This is a genomic window from Bradyrhizobium sp. USDA 4354 (genome assembly GCF_054060315.1).
In genome coordinates this window covers 6,020,700-6,038,738 of the sequence record NZ_JBSSDC010000001.1, presented here as the reverse complement: position 1 = coordinate 6,038,738, position 18,039 = coordinate 6,020,700, and the positions used below count along the sequence as shown (strand labels likewise).

Annotated in this window: 12 protein-coding genes; 8 read left to right on the top strand and 4 right to left on the bottom strand. The window is 59.0% G+C overall.

Annotated features, from left to right (window positions below):
* Nucleotides 1-193: 193 nt before the first annotated feature.
* From ACVIIV_RS28215 to ACVIIV_RS28190, 6 genes are all read left to right on the top strand, one after another.
* The gene (locus tag ACVIIV_RS28215; RefSeq protein WP_456747064.1) at nucleotides 194-1,096 is read left to right on the top strand and encodes a DUF2971 domain-containing protein; all 903 of its coding nucleotides are present in this window, start codon (nucleotides 194-196) and stop codon (nucleotides 1,094-1,096) included.
* 72 nt (nucleotides 1,097-1,168) lie between these two features.
* Complete coding sequence (locus ACVIIV_RS28210; RefSeq protein WP_456747063.1) at nucleotides 1,169-2,359, top strand: DUF6361 family protein; 1,191 nt, start codon at nucleotides 1,169-1,171, stop codon at nucleotides 2,357-2,359.
* Complete coding sequence (locus tag ACVIIV_RS28205) at nucleotides 2,356-4,176, top strand: phospholipase D family protein (protein WP_456747062.1); 1,821 nt, start codon at nucleotides 2,356-2,358, stop codon at nucleotides 4,174-4,176. Before ACVIIV_RS28210 ends, ACVIIV_RS28205 begins: the two co-directional genes overlap by 4 nt.
* Complete coding sequence (locus tag ACVIIV_RS28200) at nucleotides 4,176-7,271, top strand: helicase (RefSeq protein WP_456747061.1); 3,096 nt, start codon at nucleotides 4,176-4,178, stop codon at nucleotides 7,269-7,271. The genes ACVIIV_RS28205 and ACVIIV_RS28200 overlap by 1 nt, the downstream gene beginning before the upstream one ends.
* 759 nt (nucleotides 7,272-8,030) lie before the next feature.
* Nucleotides 8,031-8,231, top strand: coding sequence for a hypothetical protein (locus ACVIIV_RS28195; RefSeq protein ID WP_018321073.1), 201 nt, complete (start codon nucleotides 8,031-8,033; stop codon nucleotides 8,229-8,231).
* Nucleotides 8,232-8,488: 257 nt separating this feature from the next.
* A complete protein-coding gene (locus tag ACVIIV_RS28190) occupies nucleotides 8,489-8,947 on the top strand; it encodes a MaoC/PaaZ C-terminal domain-containing protein (RefSeq protein ID WP_456747060.1) in 459 nt (152 codons plus the stop codon).
* A gap of 233 nt (nucleotides 8,948-9,180) precedes the next feature.
* Here the strand turns inward: ACVIIV_RS28190 and ACVIIV_RS28185 are convergent, their stop codons facing one another.
* A complete protein-coding gene (locus ACVIIV_RS28185; protein WP_456747059.1) occupies nucleotides 9,181-9,576 on the bottom strand; it encodes a hypothetical protein in 396 nt (131 codons plus the stop codon).
* Nucleotides 9,577-10,042: 466 nt separating this feature from the next.
* Nucleotides 10,043-11,017, bottom strand: a complete 975-nt coding sequence (locus tag ACVIIV_RS28180) for an ABC transporter substrate-binding protein (RefSeq protein WP_456747058.1) — start codon at nucleotides 11,015-11,017, stop codon at nucleotides 10,043-10,045.
* 264 nt (nucleotides 11,018-11,281) lie between these two features.
* Between ACVIIV_RS28180 and ACVIIV_RS28175 the strand changes: the two genes are divergently transcribed.
* Nucleotides 11,282-13,051, top strand: a complete 1,770-nt coding sequence (locus ACVIIV_RS28175; protein WP_456747057.1) for an adenylate/guanylate cyclase domain-containing protein — start codon at nucleotides 11,282-11,284, stop codon at nucleotides 13,049-13,051.
* 59 nt (nucleotides 13,052-13,110) lie between these two features.
* Here ACVIIV_RS28175 and ACVIIV_RS28170 read toward each other — a convergent pair whose 3' ends face one another.
* Entirely contained in the window at nucleotides 13,111-13,254 is a 144-nt protein-coding gene (locus ACVIIV_RS28170) for a hypothetical protein (protein ID WP_456747056.1), read from the bottom strand.
* 1,884 nt (nucleotides 13,255-15,138) lie between these two features.
* Nucleotides 15,139-15,297 carry a hypothetical protein gene (locus tag ACVIIV_RS28165; protein WP_456747055.1) on the bottom strand — a complete coding sequence of 53 codons (159 nt, stop codon included), beginning with the start codon at nucleotides 15,295-15,297 and terminating at the stop codon, nucleotides 15,139-15,141.
* Nucleotides 15,298-16,337: 1,040 nt separating this feature from the next.
* On the opposite strand from ACVIIV_RS28165, the gene ACVIIV_RS28160 reads away from it, so the two are divergent.
* The gene (locus ACVIIV_RS28160) at nucleotides 16,338-16,550 is read left to right on the top strand and encodes a hypothetical protein (RefSeq protein ID WP_456747054.1); all 213 of its coding nucleotides are present in this window, start codon (nucleotides 16,338-16,340) and stop codon (nucleotides 16,548-16,550) included.
* The last annotated feature ends 1,489 nt before the right edge of the window (nucleotides 16,551-18,039 follow it).

The following is an 18,039-nucleotide window of genomic DNA, read 5'->3' as shown; positions in this document are numbered from 1 at the left end:
AAGCGGAGGAGACGTTGGATTGACACGTGAATTCAAGAGATGAAGGTCTTCTTTGCTGCGCCTCTACGGTGACAATCTACGTATCATTGGATAATTTTCGCTTGCATGGCGTCTATTCACCTGCCTGACCACGCTGCTTGCCCTGCAGCGGTGGCCGTCGGCGATGACTCGTTTGAAGGGGAGCCGATCGATCATGGCTCTGCCTCCACTATACAAATACCTCGATGTCCAGGGAGCAAAACTAACGCTCGGCAACCAAACCTTCAAGCACGCTAGGCCCTCGGACTTTAACGACACGGAAGACCTAACCGTTAAAGGTATCTTTCCGGAAGCGCTCGAGGTGGCTTGCAAGCGCGCAAGCGAGGGCGTGATCGATGTAATTGCCGCGAACCTCGATGCGCCTCCAACTTGCGCATCGCCTATGAAAGAAAGATTGGCGCTCATGCAGGCGGCGTTGCGAGCCGATCCGTCGGCCGTCGGCCGCATCAAGGCGGAGATCGCCAAAGGCGCGATGGACGGCATCTATGACATGGACCGGCTGCGCGCGACCGCGGAGGCGACGATCACAGACGTCAACTCTTTCATGCAAGGCTGGCGCGTACTCTGTGTCACGACTCACCGCGATTCAGAAAAGATGTGGTCCGGCTACGCTGAGAACCACAAGGGCATCGCATTGCGCATCGAAGCGAACGTAGCGAAGGATTCCAAGTTTCAGAGGTTTGAAACTTTCGTCTATCGCGCCAAGCGGCCTCCGCTTCATGACGATGTCTTAGAGTTTGTTGCGGGCAGTCTCTTCGGCGATAGGGACGCGCGCTACCAGACGATCATGGAGAAGATCATCTATGCCAAGACGCTCGATTGGCAGCACGAGAGCGAATATCGTCTGGCCATCCCGCTTCAGCAGGGCGAAGAGCCGTGGAATACGCTTCCGTATCATCCGGAAGAAATCACAGAGCTCTATCTCGGCGCAGCCATGATAGAGGCCGACAAGAAAGAAATCATCGCCTTGGCCAAGGCGGTCAACCCTGGCATCGCGGTCTTTCAGGCGATGCTGGGGCCCGGCGGCAAGGTCACGTTCGAAACGAAGAAATCTTAGGTGGGCGTGCTGTAACCGGTGGTTGTGCTCAACCTCCTTGGGCATTATATTTTGGCTCAAGGGGGAGCGGGGGTGTCGGTTTTCGGTTGGACTTATCTGTCACGCAATGCACTGCGCCGTGCCGAGCAGCAACTTTCGGGCGCGGGCGAGGGGGTGCGGGACGAGATCGGTTTTCTGATCCTTCATCAACGTTACGCGGATTATTTTTTCCCGGGCACGTCGGTGCTGCACACGCGGCTTCGCTACGCGCTTTTCGTTCCCTGGATTTACCAATCACTGTCCGAGGAAGCCGCCACCGGCCGTGCCACCGAGCGGCTCGAGCGGTACGAGGTGCGCCTGGCGGGACGGCTCAAGCAAGCCAAGGAGCGGGGCGTTATCGGAGGGCTCAATCACCCGCGTCCGACCACGCAGCCGCCTTCCGTGAGCTACTGGGCGGCCCTCGGTACCTGGGGCATTCTTCGTAAGCCAGATGGGCGCATGCCTTCGCGGGCGCAGCTCCATGCGCTGCTGCAGCGCAAACAGCGCAAGGCCTTCGATGATGAGGGCCAGGCGCTTCAGCGCGCCGATCTGCCCTTTGTGGCGTTGCCGCCGCCTCCTGACGACTGGGGCGGCTCGGAGCCTTTGACCTTCGATCTCGCGCCGCGCGAAGCGGAATTCCTGCACCGCCAGTTCGTCAATCTGCGTCCCGCGGCGCGGCCTACGCATCTTAGCGTACTGGCGCGGCTCGCGGCGGGCCGCGAGGCCCGCGCGGATACCTGCTATGCGCCCGGCATTGCCGAGCTTGCGCCCGAGGATGCCGCCAAGCTGCGCCGCGCTGGCCAGGCGGCCGCGCTCGCTGCCGTGGGCCGTGGCGTGTACGCCGCACTCGTCGAGACTTTGCGCGAGGAAGAAGACGGCCAGCCCACCTCCCGCATCCACCGCACGCATTTGCCGGCTGTCCTTGAAGAGTACGGAGCTGCCGCGGGGCGGCTCCGCCTGCCGGAGCTCATCGATGACGTTGGCACCATTCCCCCAGCCGTGACGGAGGCCCTGGATAGCACGCTGCAATGGGTGAATGACGGCGCGCGCAATCTCATGGCCCTGCGTGATGTGTACGAACGCGCCGAATGCGCCCGCAAGACGCAGCGGGCTCGCCTGTCGCGCATCACGGGGGCTAGCCGCCGCCTCGACTGGAATAATGAAGAACACACACCGGCCGAGCCCCTGCATTACCGCTGGGCTGTGGTGCGTGGCCTGCTCGGCGATTTATGGGCGGCGGCATGAGCGGCGTATGGCCAAACCAGGCTTACCTTGATGCGCTGCGTCCGGCGCCGGGCAGTGTGGTGACCGGCGCTATTCTTGCGAGCTATTCCGCCGATCTGGTCTCGGTCGTGGCGGCGCTTCTGGCGCTCGCGGGCCTCGACAACGACGAGGGAAGCGGCGGCAAGGCGGATTTGGCGGAAGCCGTCGAGTTGTTGCGCGGCAAGGTGCGCATTCTTATTCAGCGCGGGCGTCTCGCGCGGCCGAAACGCGTACCTGGCCTCGCCGGAATTCTCGATCAGTTCATCCGTGAGATTGATTTCGATGAGGATGAGCGAAGCTGGCATCCGAAGATCGCATTAGTGCGATTTTCGAACAGCGCGGTGGACGATCAATGGCGGCTTTGGCTCGGAAGCCGCAACCTGACCGCGGCCATGAACCGCGAATTCGGTCTGCTTCTGACCAGCAGCGATGATCCAAAATCCGATGCCGCCCCCGTGAGCGGGATCGGCGAGATGGCCGCGCGTCTTGCGGAGCACGCAAAGCTCGACGGATTTCGGCCGGCGAAGCTCAAGGCCGCCCTGGCCAAAGTGCGCTGGGTTCAGCCGGACAAGTTCCGCGTCGACCGCGTCATGCTCACTAAGGGCAAAGAAAGCACCGCGGCGTTTCCGAAGATCGAAGATGCCGATGAGGTGATCGCCGTCAGTCCTTTTCTCGACGGGACCATCGTGAAAGCGATCGGGAGCTGGGGCGGGGCGAAGACCAAACGCACGCTGCTCACAACGCGCACGGAGTTGGCCAAACTTGCGGGCCAAGCCGCAAAACCGCTTGCGGGATTTGGCGACCGAATCTTTGTTCTGGAATCCCCGCCGCAGGAAGAAGTTGAACCGTCTTCTTCGGAGAAGGACAACGCGGATGCCGCGGAGGATGAAGCCGAACAGCTTGTGATCGGCCTTCACGCCAAGATCCTTGCGGTGCGCAAAGCCAAAGCGTTGCGCCTATGGGTCGGCAGCGCTAACGCCACGCAGCGCGCGTGGATGGGCGTCAACGTGGAGGTGATCGCGGAAGCCTCGGCACCCGCGCATATGCTCGAAGGGCTGGAGGCGCTGTTGCATGAGGCCCGCCCGGTTTCGGCAGCCGAACTTCAGAACCTGAAGGCGCCGGAAGAAGATGCAGCGGCCGAGCAGCTGGATAAGGCGCGCAAGCGCTTTGTGGCCGCCTGGAGCGGCGGCCTGCGCCGCGAGGACAATGTGTTTGTCCTTGAATCCGGTAAGCCGCCGCACCCGGCGGATGAGGCCGTCTCTGTCGAAGCGGGGCTGGCAACGGCGAACCTTATTTCGTGGCCGCGTGGTCAGGCCTCCCTGCACCTCGGGACCTTTCCGGCGAGTCTCCAGACGCAACTGGTGCAATTCCGCCTTGCGCTGGGCGAGCTGTCCTGCAGTTGGCTTCAATGCGTAGATGTCACGCCGCCCCTGGATGCCGAACGTGATCGTCACGCCATCGCGCGTCATCTCGGCATGAGCGCGTTTCTCGCCTGGATCGCGGCGCTGCTTGGAGGCGATTGCGGTATCGGTGAAGCGGGCGAGCCCTGGGATAAGGCCGTACCCGGCTCCGGCTTGCAAGCGAGCCTTTTCGATCCAGGCATTCTTACCCTTGATGCGATGCTGGCGTGCTGGGCGCGCGATCGCGCGAGCTTCAAGCGAGCGGGCGCACGCATCGATACCTATCTCGGGCCGATCCTTGCCGAGGCTGATGCGCTGCCGCTGGGGGAGGCAGACCGCTTGCGCGATTTTCAATCCGTCTGGTCCGTGGTCAGCGGCGAATTGCTGAAGGAATGCTGATGCCCGAACCTAAGCCATTTCAGAGCGCTGCGGTTCTGGCGGCCAGTGCGGCACTCAGCAACAAAAACGCATCGCGCCGCTTTCTCATCGCCGACGAGGTCGGTCTTGGAAAGACGGTCGTCGCCCAGAAAATCATCGAACGGCTAGTAGGGACAAACCGGCGCGCGCCCTTCGTTGTGTACTACATCACGAACGGACAGCGCGTCGCGCATCAGAACCGGGGGCGGCTGGTCAATTTTCTATCGGAAGACGACCAGAAGGAAGCGGTCGCGCATGCGGATCGCCTGAATCTCATTCCGCTGCTCCCGAAGCCCAAGGCGCCGGTCGCGTTGTACGCGCTCACGCCCGGCACGTCATTTCCGGGCAAGACCACGCGGCTCCATGCGGGTCGCAAGGAAGAGCGGGCGTTCCTCTCGGCGCTCTTGACGCGGACCTACCCGCATCTCATGCGCCAATTCCCTGAGAAGACCATGCAGTGCAACGTCACCTCGGATTGGGAGGGGCTTGTCCGCAGAAATCGTGAGCCCGTAGCGAACCTGCCGCGCAAATTCATTTACGCCTTTAAGGCCGCCTTGACGAAGGAGTTCAAAGGCGATCCCAAAACGCAATTGCCCGAAGCAGCGCGCGGGCCGCGAGGTCGCTTCGTCGGTCGGCTGCGCCGCGCGCTTGCTTATACGGTTCTTACGGCTCAACCGCCGGACCTCGTGATAATGGATGAATTCCAGCGTTACCGCGACTTGCTCGCCAAGGTGAACCGGACTGATGCGCTGATCGGCGCGCTGTTCGAGCCGGGCGATTCTCCACCGGGCCTGCTTCTGCTTTCCGCGACACCTTACAAGCTCTTTGCTACACGCCTCGAAGAGAATCGTGGTGCGGAAGCGAACCGTGAATTTTTTGATCTTCTGGAATTTTTGGGCGGCTCATCCGGCGCGGCGCTGCAGGCCGAAGCCAAAGAGTCCTTCGCAAAATTCGGCAACGCCATCCTCTCCATCGCGCGGGCGGCACCGGGCTCACCTGAGTCAGCCGCGTTTGTGCAGGAGGCCAGCGCCTTGCGCGCCAAGCTTCAAACCATGCTCGCGCCGTATGTGTCACGTATGGAGCGGGAGCCAACCTCTGATGACACCGCACACACGACACAGTTGGAGGCCGCACTCGACGCTGCGGATATCCGCGTCTTCCGGCATTTGGCGACGTCCTTCAAGCCGGAGCGGGCTTGGGCGGCGCTTCCTTTCTGGCTCTCGGTGCCGTTGCCAGCGCAGGCGCTGGGAAAGCGCTATCAGGCGTGGCGTGACGGAGAGATCAAGAGGGATCGCTCACTCACTAAGCTGACCGTGGACGGCCGCAGGAATTATTCGCTCCCCCGAAGTTGGCCCAGCCCCAAGCTGCGCGCGCTGAAAGAAGCGACGGAAACGGAGGCACTTGCGCTTCCATGGGTGAAGCCGTCGATCCCGTGGTGGCCTCTGGGAGGCGCTTGGTCGCGCGCGGGGCATGAATCAAAGTTGCTTATATTCAGCCGCTTCAAGGCGACGCCGCAAAGCGTCGCGGCGCTGACCAGTCTGCGTGTCGAAGCAGCCCTGCTCGCGCGGGGGGGCGGGTATGACCGGGTCTGGAAACGGCGCCGCCTTCAGGCCGGACCTGGCCGTTTGCCAACCGTCGCGCTGTTTCATCCATCGCCCTTCCTGATCCGGGCGGTTGATCCCCCGAAGGCCGCAGTTAACGCCAGCGTATCGCGCGACGCCGTGCGCAAGCAGCTCCTGCAGGCCGTAAAGGTGCTCAAGATTGAAGTGGTGCGCGGACCAGGCAAGAAGAGCGAACGGCGAAAGCCGCTCTGGATGCTGCTTTCGGCGCTTGAGAGGAAGGCTGGCGACGCCGGTCTGGTCAGAAATGCATGGAGGGCGGTTGCTAGCGGCGATCAGCGGCTAGAAGGTCTGCTCCACGACTGGCACGCCGAACGAGAACTCGAATGGATTAGCCGGAGAGAGCTTGAGGATCTCGTAACCGCCGCGCTGGCCTCCCCCGGCGTTATTCTTGGCCGTGCGCTCTGGAGGCATAACAAGGAGGCGCTCACCGACCGCGCGTTTCAGGAACTGGTCCGGCTGTCATGGCAGGGGCTCCGCCTTTATCTAGATAAGCCGGTGTTCTGGGCGGTGATGCCGAAGGGCAAGCCGGTCAAGGTGCTTCAGCGCGCATGCCTAGAAGGCAATCTTGAGGCCGTTCTCGATGAGCATTTCTGGATGAGGCGGCAGAGTCTTTCCACACGCGAGCGGGGACTCGCGCAAGACCTTTACGAAGCCTTGAATGTCTCGGTGGGGTCGTTCTCGTTTCACAGCGTTCATCCCTCAGGCGAGCCGCGTATCCGCGTCCGCTGCCATGCGGCAGTGCCGTTCGGATCGACGGAGGATGACGAACGGGCAACCACCGGCGCGGCCGACGAGGCACCGCCGCGCTCGGATGAAATCCGCAATGCCTTCAACTCACCCTTCTGGCCGCATGTTCTCGCAACAACGTCCGTCGGCCAGGAAGGTCTTGATTTTCACACCTGGTGCAGCCGGATTCTTCATTGGGACCTCTGTTCAAGCCCGCTTGAGCTTGAGCAGCGCGAAGGCCGCATCCAACGCTTTGCGGGCCTTGCCGTGCGGCGGCGTCTTGCCCATCTGCTGCAGGGCCAACTCGGCAACGATGCCGCAGAGATTGGCTCCCTATGGAATCGCGTCGAAGCCGCGGCGAACGCGCATTTCCAGGATGATGCATCGGGCCTATCACCCTGGTGGGTTTTGGAAGGAGTTCATGTTGAGCGCTTTGTGTTCAGCCTTCCGCAGAGCCGTGATCTCGAAAAGTTCAAGCTCCTGAAGGAGCAGCGTCTGATCTACCGGCTTATGCTAGGTCAGCCTAATCAGGAAGACCTCCTTGAATTCCTCTCCAGCGGCGGCCCAAAAGTGACTGAGCTCTTGAGGCCGCTCGCTCTCGATCTTTCGGCCTTTGCACGCCTGCAGGAGGTGACAGGTAATACCAAGGACGAAAGTAGCGCTGAAATGCGCCGGCTTAAGGTGCCGAGCAGAGTGGCCGTCATGCAGCACGCGATGCGGACCAGATAGTTGATGCTGCCGCCCAAAACCTGCGAGAAGCCTATGCGTATTGTTCGCAAATCTAACCTTGGTTAGGACTTAAATCGCAAGTAGAGAATATGCATCATCTCAGGAAAGCGCTCGCCTTGTCCTGACGCCGAACCATCACGGCCTTAGTGATACGAGCTATTCGGCGCCGGTCCTCACTTCGCGAGGATATCCACTCCTCCAAACGGGAACGGCGAAGGCATTGCTTAGTCTGCAATTTTTCGGCAGGCGGCCTAAGATTCGCGTGAGTAGCCAAGGTGAGAAGCTACAGATTTCGCGCGGCCGCGACCACCGCGCTCAAGGAGCAGGGCACTTCGCAATGTGTCAAATGGCAACAATTGGCTGAACGCCTTCGATGCGGCCGGCAATCGCAAGCTTTCCGCTAGGACCGGTTTGCCATCCGCTTCGGCGACGTTGAACGGACGGATCGCGTCGTCAGTCTGATTAGCACCAAGGCCGACGAGCGCTACAATGGCGTGCTTCAGATGAAGTTTCCATATCTTTCATGGCACTCCCTCTAGGAGCACCATACCGGTTTAGAACATTCGCAAAACGCTCGCCTCCAGGGACCACACCCATAAGGACCCTCGACGGCGTTCGCCGTTTGGCAGGTTCACAAGCAAAAGTCGCGGAGCGTTGCCCATTTGCAACCCGCACAGCCGTTCGGAGTTGTAAGCTGATCGATCAGAATGACCGAAACATATTTCGTATTTGCTTTGACAATCGCAGCGGGGGCGAAAAGTGTTTGATGTCTATCGCAATGGGAAGCGCGATTTGCTCGTTCTAAACACAGGGTCCGCGATACCCGGGGCTTACTCTGCAAATAAATGGCGCAAGAGCAGAAAAAGAATTCTCAAAGTAAGCGACGAGATTAGGTCAACCGTTCAGCGACAAGGGTATTACGTTCGTCGCTTGCACGTCACGAAGAACGGTTCGATTTAGTTCGAACGCATCGGGCCGAATCTGCTGATTTATAGAGCTGTACTGGGTCCGCTACGAACGCGAAATCGGTCAGCGCTGGGGCCGCTTTGGGCAATTGCGTCATCCTGCGGCTTTAACTTCCGGTCGGCCGCGCCCAGCGGACACTCTCAGCGTGCAGTGGAGGGTCTCAAATGGGCCATATGCAGACCTGCTGACTTTAGATGGCCGCAAGGTTAAGCTGTCGCATTATCAGCCAGATGTCCTTCAGGGGGGCGCCAATGGCCATCTTGTATTTCGAGGAGGCGGAGGTTGGCAAACTGCGTACGGCTGGTCCTTACCACATCACAAAGAACGAGATCATCGAATTTGCCCAAAAATTCGATCCGCTGCCCATTCATACCAACGAGGAGATTGCCGCACGTTCGGTCTTTTCCGGACTGATCGCTTCGAGTGCACACACGTTTGCTATACTCATTTCTTTGTTGAGCAGAACACAGCCGTATTCGCTTCGTATCGTTGCCGGGCTTGGCTGGGATGAACTCAGGCTCCCCGCTCCGGTGCGCCCAGGAGACGATCTCGATCTCGAAGTGGTAATTTTGGAAAAGCGTGAGTCAAAGTCCCATTCCGACAGAGGCGTTGTCCGTAACCAGCTACATCTCCGCAATCAGAAGCGCGAAACGGTTCTTCAATGCGTCAACACGGTTCTCGTGGCGCGACGACCGCCTGCGAATTCCTGAGACGCGGGAGGCCGCCAGTTCCAGTGGCCGGCCCGAAGTCCGCTTCGGGTCAAAATACGAAGAGACTCCGGTTGAGCAAATCTCGTCCGCTCTGCCGCGAGGAGCGGACCTCCGCCAGAGCTGGCGCAACTTCGCTGATGGGCCAACAGCAGACAGTCCATCGAGGTATCGCAGACCGCGAGCGATCCGCGCACAACAGCGAAACAGTTGGCAATCAGTTCTTACAAGGCCGATCAATCGTCTACGCCAAAGTCCGTCAATTTCCAACCTGATTCATCCTTAGCGAAAGAGTAGATGATCGAGTCGCAAAAGGCAGAGTAAGTAACCACCCCCTTGGGGGATGTGTCCTTGACAGGCTTCTGCTTGGCAAGACACGCCCGGTGCGCAGGTCCGAAAGCACCCTTCCAGATCACAGGAAACTCCGCCGCTCGCCGCAGATCCTGGTAGAGGACAGGATATTTAATCATGTCCGATACGGCCTTCTGGTCGCTCTTGCCGACTGCAGCTTTGAACTGCGTCCAGAACGTTGCGAAACCGTCATCGCTCCCCGCCGCCAGCCCCGGTCCCGCTGATGTTAGCAAGCCAGCTACAAACAGCGCCCCGCCGATGACCGGTCCGATCCAATTCATTTTAGTCTCTCCAGCGTCCACTACCGGACTTGAGACCAGCCGGGCATCAAGACCTCGCGACATCTGTCGCAGGACAGAACTTGTAGGTTCACAAGGAAAGGTCGCCTGATCTACAGCTATTACCTGGGATATGGCTGCTCGAGTGGCCTCGGAAACTGAAAGCATCAGGTCTGCTTCGGGTCTTGGCTGTGTGAAAACGCCGGGACGCTTGGCGGCGATAGAACAAGTTATTTGTTCAAGACCGTCTTAGCGGTCAACCTCGCAAGCGCATTCAACTTTGAGATCGAACTGAAGAAGTAGTTTTAGCCGGGTTTCGATCTCTCGCGTTTTCACACAACCAGGGTCAAAAGGCGCCGCTTGGTAGCCAGCATTATCTTGGTCAGCTCACCTCTCGGGGGCGGACATGATCGTGCTTTGCGTCGAGGTCAGCCACGGGCCACAAGCAGACTCATGCCGCAGCGAGCCGCTAGTCGATGACATCGTCGGCGCGAACGAGCAAGGAGGGAGGCACGGTGAGGCCGAGCGCCTTTGCAGTCTTCAAGTTGATCACCAGCGCGAATTTGGTCGGCTGTTCTACCGGCAGATCGGCGGGCTTGGTGCCTCTGAGGATCTCATCGACATAGCCGGTTGCACGGCGGTACAGGTCGGCAAAATCGGGGCCGTAGACGATCAATCCCCCGAGTTCGGCGCATCGTCCGAACAAGTAGCTTGTCGGCAGATGATACTTCGCAGCGAGCGCGACCACTCGGGGAGCTTCGAAAAACGTCAGACCATCACCCAGATCCAGCACGGCATCGGCATGTTGGGCGGCGGCCGACGCAAATCCAAGGTCAAGCTCGTCGGGCGTCGTCGCCTCAACTGTCATCAAAGTCACACCGAGTCTCTCGGCGGTGCGAGCCAAGAATTCTCCGAAGTTAAGTCTGTGCATCGGATTGTTCGGGTTGATCAAGATCGCAATTTTCAAGGCACTGGGGACGAGCTCGCGGAGGATTTCGAGGCGTTTCGCGCCGAAGTCATCGGGAACCATGGTCGCAACACCCGTGATGTTGCCGCCTGGCCGCCCAAGGCTTTGCACGAGGCCCAGCCCCAGGGGATCGGCGACAGCCACGAAAACAATCGGAATGGTGGAGCTTACTGATTTCAGGGCTTGCGCTGCCCGCGGTCCAGAGGCGACGAGCACATCGGGAGTTAAGCCGACCAGCTCGGCGGCTAAAGCAGGCAAACGATCCGGAGCGTAACGATACTCGACAAGCAGGTTCTTGCCCTCGATCCAACCCTTCGTGCGTAACCCGCTCAGCCATGCCGCGTGAATGGGGTCGCGAGTCGGATCATCCGCCCAGATGCCAAGGAAGCCGATCCGCCGAGGCTTCCCTTGCGCGTGCAAATGCCCCGGCTGAACGAGCAGCGCCGCAGTGCCCGCGAGGAACTCCCGCCGCTTCATTCGATCCTCATCGCAGATTGAGGACGACGAGAAGCAGAGTATCACGTTTCCCTGGTTGTTGCACTTGCGGCTCGATCGATAAGGCGGTCGCGGGACCGCTATGGGTCAGGAGCCAACGCAACCATCATCTAACGTCCGGTCTCCCGCAGGCGGCCGGTATGGCGGCGGCCCGTTCGTTTGTTCAGCTGAGGGCAGGAGGCGACATAAACGGATGGGCAATCCTTGCGACCCGTTGTAGAATAGCAACGGGTTGGATTGCGAGCCATGGTGCAGGAGCGGCCGGTCCGGGTCGAGCGCAGGTTAGCGGCTATCTTGGCCGCCGACGTGGTTGGCTATTCTCGGCTCATGCATCGTGACGAAGAGGCCACCCATACCAAACTGGCCGCGCTCCTAGCGGACGCTGTTAACCCGGCAATAGCCGAGCACGGCGGCCGCATTGTGAAGAACACCGGCGACGGGTTCTTGGCAGAGTTTCCAAGCGCCGTCGGAGCGGTTCGAGCCGCTGTACAGTTTCAGACCCGGGTCAAGGAACTTACGAGTGGAGAGGCAGAAGACAAACGCATTGCTTTCCGCGTAGGCGTCAATATTGGCGACGTGATAGTCGAGCCACATGACATCTTTGGAGACGGCGTCAACATTGCCGCTCGGCTTGAGAGCATCTCAGAGCCTGGTGGTATCTGCGTCGCGTCCTCTGTCTACGACGACGTGCGGGGCAAGATTGCGGTCGAGTTCGCCGATCGGGGCGAGCAGAACTTTAAGAATATAGCCAGACCAGTTCGCGTTTTCAAATTTATGGATCGGGGGACGACAGCAATACAGGGAACTGCGCTAGCCCTCCCCGATAAACCGTCGATTGCCGTGCTTCCCTTCCAGAACCTCAGTGCCGACCCGGAGCAGGAGTACTTCGCAGATGGCATCGTGGAGGACATCACGATGGCGTTGTCACGCTTTCCCTGGCTGCTTGTAATCGCACGCAATTCGAGTTTTACGTACAAGGGCCGAGCTGTGGACGTGAAACAGGTCGGCCGCGAGCTAGGCGTCCGTTACCTGCTCGAGGGTAGTGTGCGCAGGGCCGGAAACCGTATTCGCATCGCGGGGCAGCTTATCGATGCCGAAACCGGAGCACATCTCTGGGCCGACCGCTTTGATGGTGCGCTCGAAGATATGTTCGATTTGCAAGACCAAGTGACTTCCAATGTCGTGGCTGCAATCGCTCCAAAGCTGCAACGGCAGGAGATCAAACGGGCTAGGCGCAAACCAACTGAAAATTTGGATGCGTATGACTATTACCTGCGGGGACTAGCAAAAGCTCGGCGGTGGACCAAGGACTCGAACCGAGAGGCGCTCCAGCTCTTTTACAAGGCGATCGAATTAGACCCCAGCCTGGCCATCGCCTATGGCATGGCGGCTTGGTGCTATGTGTTTCTCAAGGCGCATCACTGGATGACCGATCATGTGCAAGAACGTGCCGAAGCTATCCGGCTGGCTCGGAAAGCAGTGCATCTCGGCGAAGGCGACCCAGTAGCGATGTGCATGGGTGGATATACGCTGGCCTTTATAGCCCACCAATACGACGACGCTGCGGCTTTCATAGATCGGGGGCTCGCGGTCAGTCCGAACTTAGCGCAAACGTGGTCGCTTAGTGCCTGGCTGAGGATCTGGAGAGGTGAGCCGGACCTTGCACTTGATCACGTTGCTCGGGCCATGCGGCTGAGTCCGCTCGATCCGTCCATGGCAGGAATGCACGGAGCCATGGCGTATGCCCATTTCCTCGCGAGCCGCTATGACATGGCGTCGTCATGGGCTGAAAAAGCAATGCGCGACAATCCGGCTTCCCTGCTGGCAATTTGCGTTTTTGCAGCCAGCAATGCCCTAGCTGGGCGGCTTGAGCCAGCTCAGACAGGCATGGCACAAGCTCTTGAATGCAGTCCCGATTTGCGCGCCTCCAATTTAAACGATATAGCACCATTTCGCCGCGCTGAGGACCTCGCCAAGTTTGCTAATGGTCTCCGCAAAGCTGGCCTTCCAGAATAATCAGTGCTGCTTGCGTCCAACCGCCACGACGTGAGGGGGCAAGTGTCTCAGTCTAAAATTTAGTCGTCTGTTTGGGTCTTTCGACCTGTGGAGGCGTCAGGCGGCGGATTCTCTTTCAGCGCCTCGGCGGCGCGCTTCGCGGCATCGAGCAACCGCCCAGTGTGCTTCTCGTCCGGCGGTTTGACAGATGACTTTTCATCCATGGCCTGTCTTCCTTGCGAAGCGGGTTGCCGCTGAAATTCAAACCGAGACACTACCAGATTGCCGAGGCTAAACAAATTTTTTGTGCCCCTCGCTGTGAGGCTCCGAATACCTTCGGCCGCTCGTGACAGCAACACTGGGCAATGCGCTGATGTCCGCATGGGATCACAAGCGGCGGTCCGACGCTCGCATACGGCAGGTCCGCTCTACCGTTGATATCAGACCTTCCTACGCCAAGGACACCGGTCCGATCCCCCAAGCTCGCGCGATAATCGGGGCGCTGTGAACGAACCTCTTGGTCGCTCGGAGGCGTGACTTTCCGCTGCATCATTACCTCTGACTTTAGAATGGAAGGGGCAGACGACGACGGCACGGATTGTCTCTCAGCAATCGGGTTGTCTCTCAGCAATGGGCGAGTTGCTGAATTCCATGGGCCTCGTGCAAGCGATAGACGGGCGACCCTAAATGGCTTTCGGACGATCATGGGCAAGTCCATTGGCGATCGACGGGCACAATGGACAATCACGCTGACAGGAAACCCCACAGCCGGTGGCCCCATACGTCTGACTACCAGTTTTTCGCTTAGCTGGGATTCGAGTTTCACGCGTTAGGAGCATGCTCAAATTCATGCTCCGCTTCCATGCAAGTGTCGCTATCATTCGAATTGATGAGCTCAAGACGGGTCAGAGCAGCTCCGCGTGTGCGCGGAGCGGGCATTGTCGGCTTGCATTGACGTGGCGGACATCCGCTCCTTCACACCAACAACGACAGGATGCTGAAAAGACATCGACTTCTATAGATCAATGGGGACGTCGCGCAAATAGCTACGGTGAGTAGCTACGAAGATGGGCCGCGGCTTACCCCGACGGCCTGACTTCGAATGTCCACTGACAAGGGATGAGATATTACTGCCAGCAATTTCGACAGCTTCATGAGCTCGCGACGCGCGCCCGCAAAGCGCCGAAGACCGGCTCAGGCCCACTAACGGTTCCCGAATTCCACTCTGCGCCGATAGTCATGAAGCAACTGCTCCTGTCTAAATTTCCGCTCAGCGAGATCCATCTCGGCCTTCAGTTTCCGTCTCGCCAGGTCTCTCTCTGCACCGATCTTCTGGACGTTGAAAGCTCGCGACGAGTGGCTATTGCGATGCTCGGTGCGCCCATCTTGGAGCACGCTACGCGGGATCGCGAAAGACAGCCGCCCGGCGCGCGATTTGAGCGCGCGTGCCCACTTGCAGAACCTTCGACCTGCGCGCGCGGCTCAGCCTTTGATGACAATTTCCCACGGGGGTGTAGCCTGCGCTCGGGCGGAGCTTGATTCGTCATGCTGGAAGCTATTCTCATGCTGCTGGGAATTGGAGCCGTGGCCCTTCTGCTTATTGCGTTTTGGGGACTGCATAGGCACGTGTGAGCGGGCCCGTCGTGCTTGAGGAATCTAACGGTGGACGCTAACCGGTTCACGACTGGCGAATTGTCAACCGTCTCAAAAGAGCGCTCGGAGGGCTCAGCGGTCCGCTCTCTCAGTTGTCGTAGAGACAGCAAAATTGCTCTTCACCCGTCGTCTTGATGAGGGAAACCACCGTTACGAGATCCGCATCTCTACCTTTGTGCACTTCGACGTAATCCGCGCCGGCGCCAGGCGTTCTGCCGATTGTCGTTGATCGGCGATCATGGCATGGATCGTTTACCAGCCCCAATGCTCCCGGCTGCCGATCCAATTGCGGGTAAGAGCGCCGGAGCAACGACGAAGGGCCGCAGGAGCGCCTAAAAGCTTATAGGACGTCTCCGGCGGCGAGCGCCGGCACGTTCCGCACGATCGGCGCGACTGCGAGTGCTCGTACAGAGGCTGGTCAGCGTGAAGGGCAGGGGCCCGCCAATCAGGTGATTTTAATAATTGGGAGGCTTGTCTTCCCGGTTGAGCAGTCCCAAACGCCGTTCAAGCTCTTCCTTCTTGGCCATGAGTCTCGCGGCAAGAATGTCATTGACGACCGCATGGAGTCGCCAAAGCTCTTCGAGAGACATGCTCTCAAACGGCTGTCGTTCCATGAATCCCCCCGACTCACGAATTGCCCATAGCTTGGGCTTACGAGGGGGCAGATGGCAACTTCGGGGTCGTTGCGCGGAGAGTTACCTACACCTGCGGCGCCGACCTAGTTTCTTGGAAGCTGAACGACTCGACCTTGACCGCGAGCGGCGCAACTGAGCTTGCGCTAATCGGTTTCGCAGGACACCTAATTCAGCCATTTGACATTCGATAAATACGATACGTTGGTGCAGAGCAAAAACGGCATCGAAAGTTCGATCGGAAATACTCATCACGGCCTCAACACAACTGGGCTGAAAAATATTTCGACAATCAAAGCATTACGACAGTGGACGGGCACAATTGCAAGGCGAATTCTTGAGCAATGCGCCCGACGCCGTTTCTCGAGAAAGGAACATTGGGCGGATGATGTTTGAATCGTTGCTGGGCAGCCGGCCGAGCGGAAAAGCCGGCGCGCGCCCCAGCCAGCCCGTTGGCGTTGCCAGCGGCTGGCGCGGCCACCGCCGATGCACGAAACCATTCAACGCCATCGGCGAAGTCGTCCGGAAACTGGCAAGGTTGTAGGTTGACGACATCAGACGAGGGGAGGCCACCATGCCAGTCCTGATAAGCCTGATTTGGCGACGATTTGCCTACACAATGCTGATCGGCATGCGATCCAAGCTCGTACGTCAGTGAACGAGAGGCGACTGTGGGTCAGGAGGCCACCATGCCCAAACAGGTCGTGAAAGCTCTCTGCTCTTTGGCAGTTGCCCCATCGGCGGCGGCCCTTGATGCATGGTGCGGCCGATTGTGAAATGGATCATATTGCGAGCCAGAAATGTCGCGATAGGATCATTCCACCGGGGCTGGCTGTATCTTTTACTTAGATCTTTTCACCCGGTGTCTTTTGACCATGCGACATCGCAGCGAGAACATCGCTGCGGCCCTCGTGCAGGCCGGCTGCTTTTAATCACCAACAAGCTTTGTTTCCCTCGCTGCAAGTTCTACGTTTTTCTGTACCGACAATTTGCGGAATCCAAATTGCCGTTGGAGAACGTTTATGCCCAAGGAGAATTGCCTGATTGTTTGTGCCGCCGGGAAACGACTGGACCTGTTACGAGGCGAGGCTGCCCGCATCGCCAAGGGAGCTAACGCCGGCTGGTGGACCGACCGGGCGGAGATCGGCACCAAGTTCTGCTTTGAAGATTCTAAGTCAAAAGAGCTGTTCGCACTCACCTGCGACAGCCTCGGCATCGCCTGTCAGGACAGCTAATCCATTGAAAAACCCGGCGGCCTGGAAGCCGGAGGTGTTTGGGCTGCAGACCAGACCGGACAGACCATGAGCAGTTGCAGCATGAAGGCTCGCAAGCTGCGAACGAGGGGCCGGGAGTTGAGGCGGTGGCCCGCAAAGGGAAGCGGGATTGTGTCAGCGACGATCTGGACGCGCCTGGAGGGGCACAACTTTGTCCATGTTGCTGTGACCGGAGCGCCGGCTTTGCAGCTTCACCACCTGCTCGAGTTCGAGAGCCTCTATGGCGAGCTCATCTGCCAAGCGTTCGAAAAGTGCGCGCCTCTGCGAGTCGCTGGTTCGCCTGCTCATAAGGGCCAAATCCGCGGCGTCGGCACGGAGTTTGTCCAATTTTTCCCTGAGGTCCGCCATGGTATCGGCCCCGTCCTGGACCCACCTCGTCATGTGGTGACGGGATGCAGGTCAACGGCGGAACAGGCTATAGGTTCTTCCTTAACCGATTGTTAGGCCGACATTCATTAGGGCCGAGATGTGAACGATCGCCCGCTAGCTTTGCCGAGCGCGGGTCTGCGGCTATTTCGCTCAATCCTTCAGTGCGCACGTGGTCACGAGCATCATGGTCCGGCTTCATTGCCAATCGGATCCCAACATTGGTTCATTGACTCCACGAGGAGTACCGATGGCCATAGTAGTACCAGCAGCCACTTGAACAGCGATGTTCAGCGCGAGCGTTCGATAGGTTGCCAAGTTCCACTTCATTGCGCTTCCCTCCAGTGGACGCGCCCATGCTACGCGCAGAGATACCTCGCGCTTGCGAACTACTTCACACGGCATTTCTCAACAGTCATCACAGTCGCGTGCAGCGAGCCCGCCGCGTGGACCGGCGGCACTTGAGAGCAGTCCGCTCTCTTACACAACTGCCGTCGAGACAGCAAAATTGCACTTCACCCGTTTTGGCCAGGGAAGGGGCCCACCTGCTGCGACAAAAACTACGGTTTCGGTAGTGCTGACTCGACCGTTGTAAGCACCGTAGTATTTATTCGCACCGGCGCAGAAAAGCGTGCACAATCAATGGAGTTGACAAGACACCCCTTCGCCGAAAGAGGCTCCTCTCAGCCCCAGCCGGTCGCGTTTTCGGTTGCGCGATGGCGGCGATGGCACTGGCCATCTGACCACCGGACCAGCGCGCTCCTGCTCCCTGACGGTATTTGAACATATATTCAACCGAGGCGCTTACGGCGGTGTTGACCACGCAGGCAGCGCTGATTACTCGGTTGACTCCGATAGACAGCCAAATCTCAGAGAGTGCAAACGGCTCAAATTTTTCTGTGAATTCAAGACCGAAAAATTCCGTCGGGTATACCGTCGGCATTCGTCCGTCAGAATGGAAAATTTGTGCTGGCGAATCAACGATGAAAAGACGTTCGAAATGATAGAGTGGGAGTAGGGGGTAGCTCTCCAAGCTTAACATCACTGAGCTAGTCGTTACTTCCCGGACAGGCGGCGCGACGAA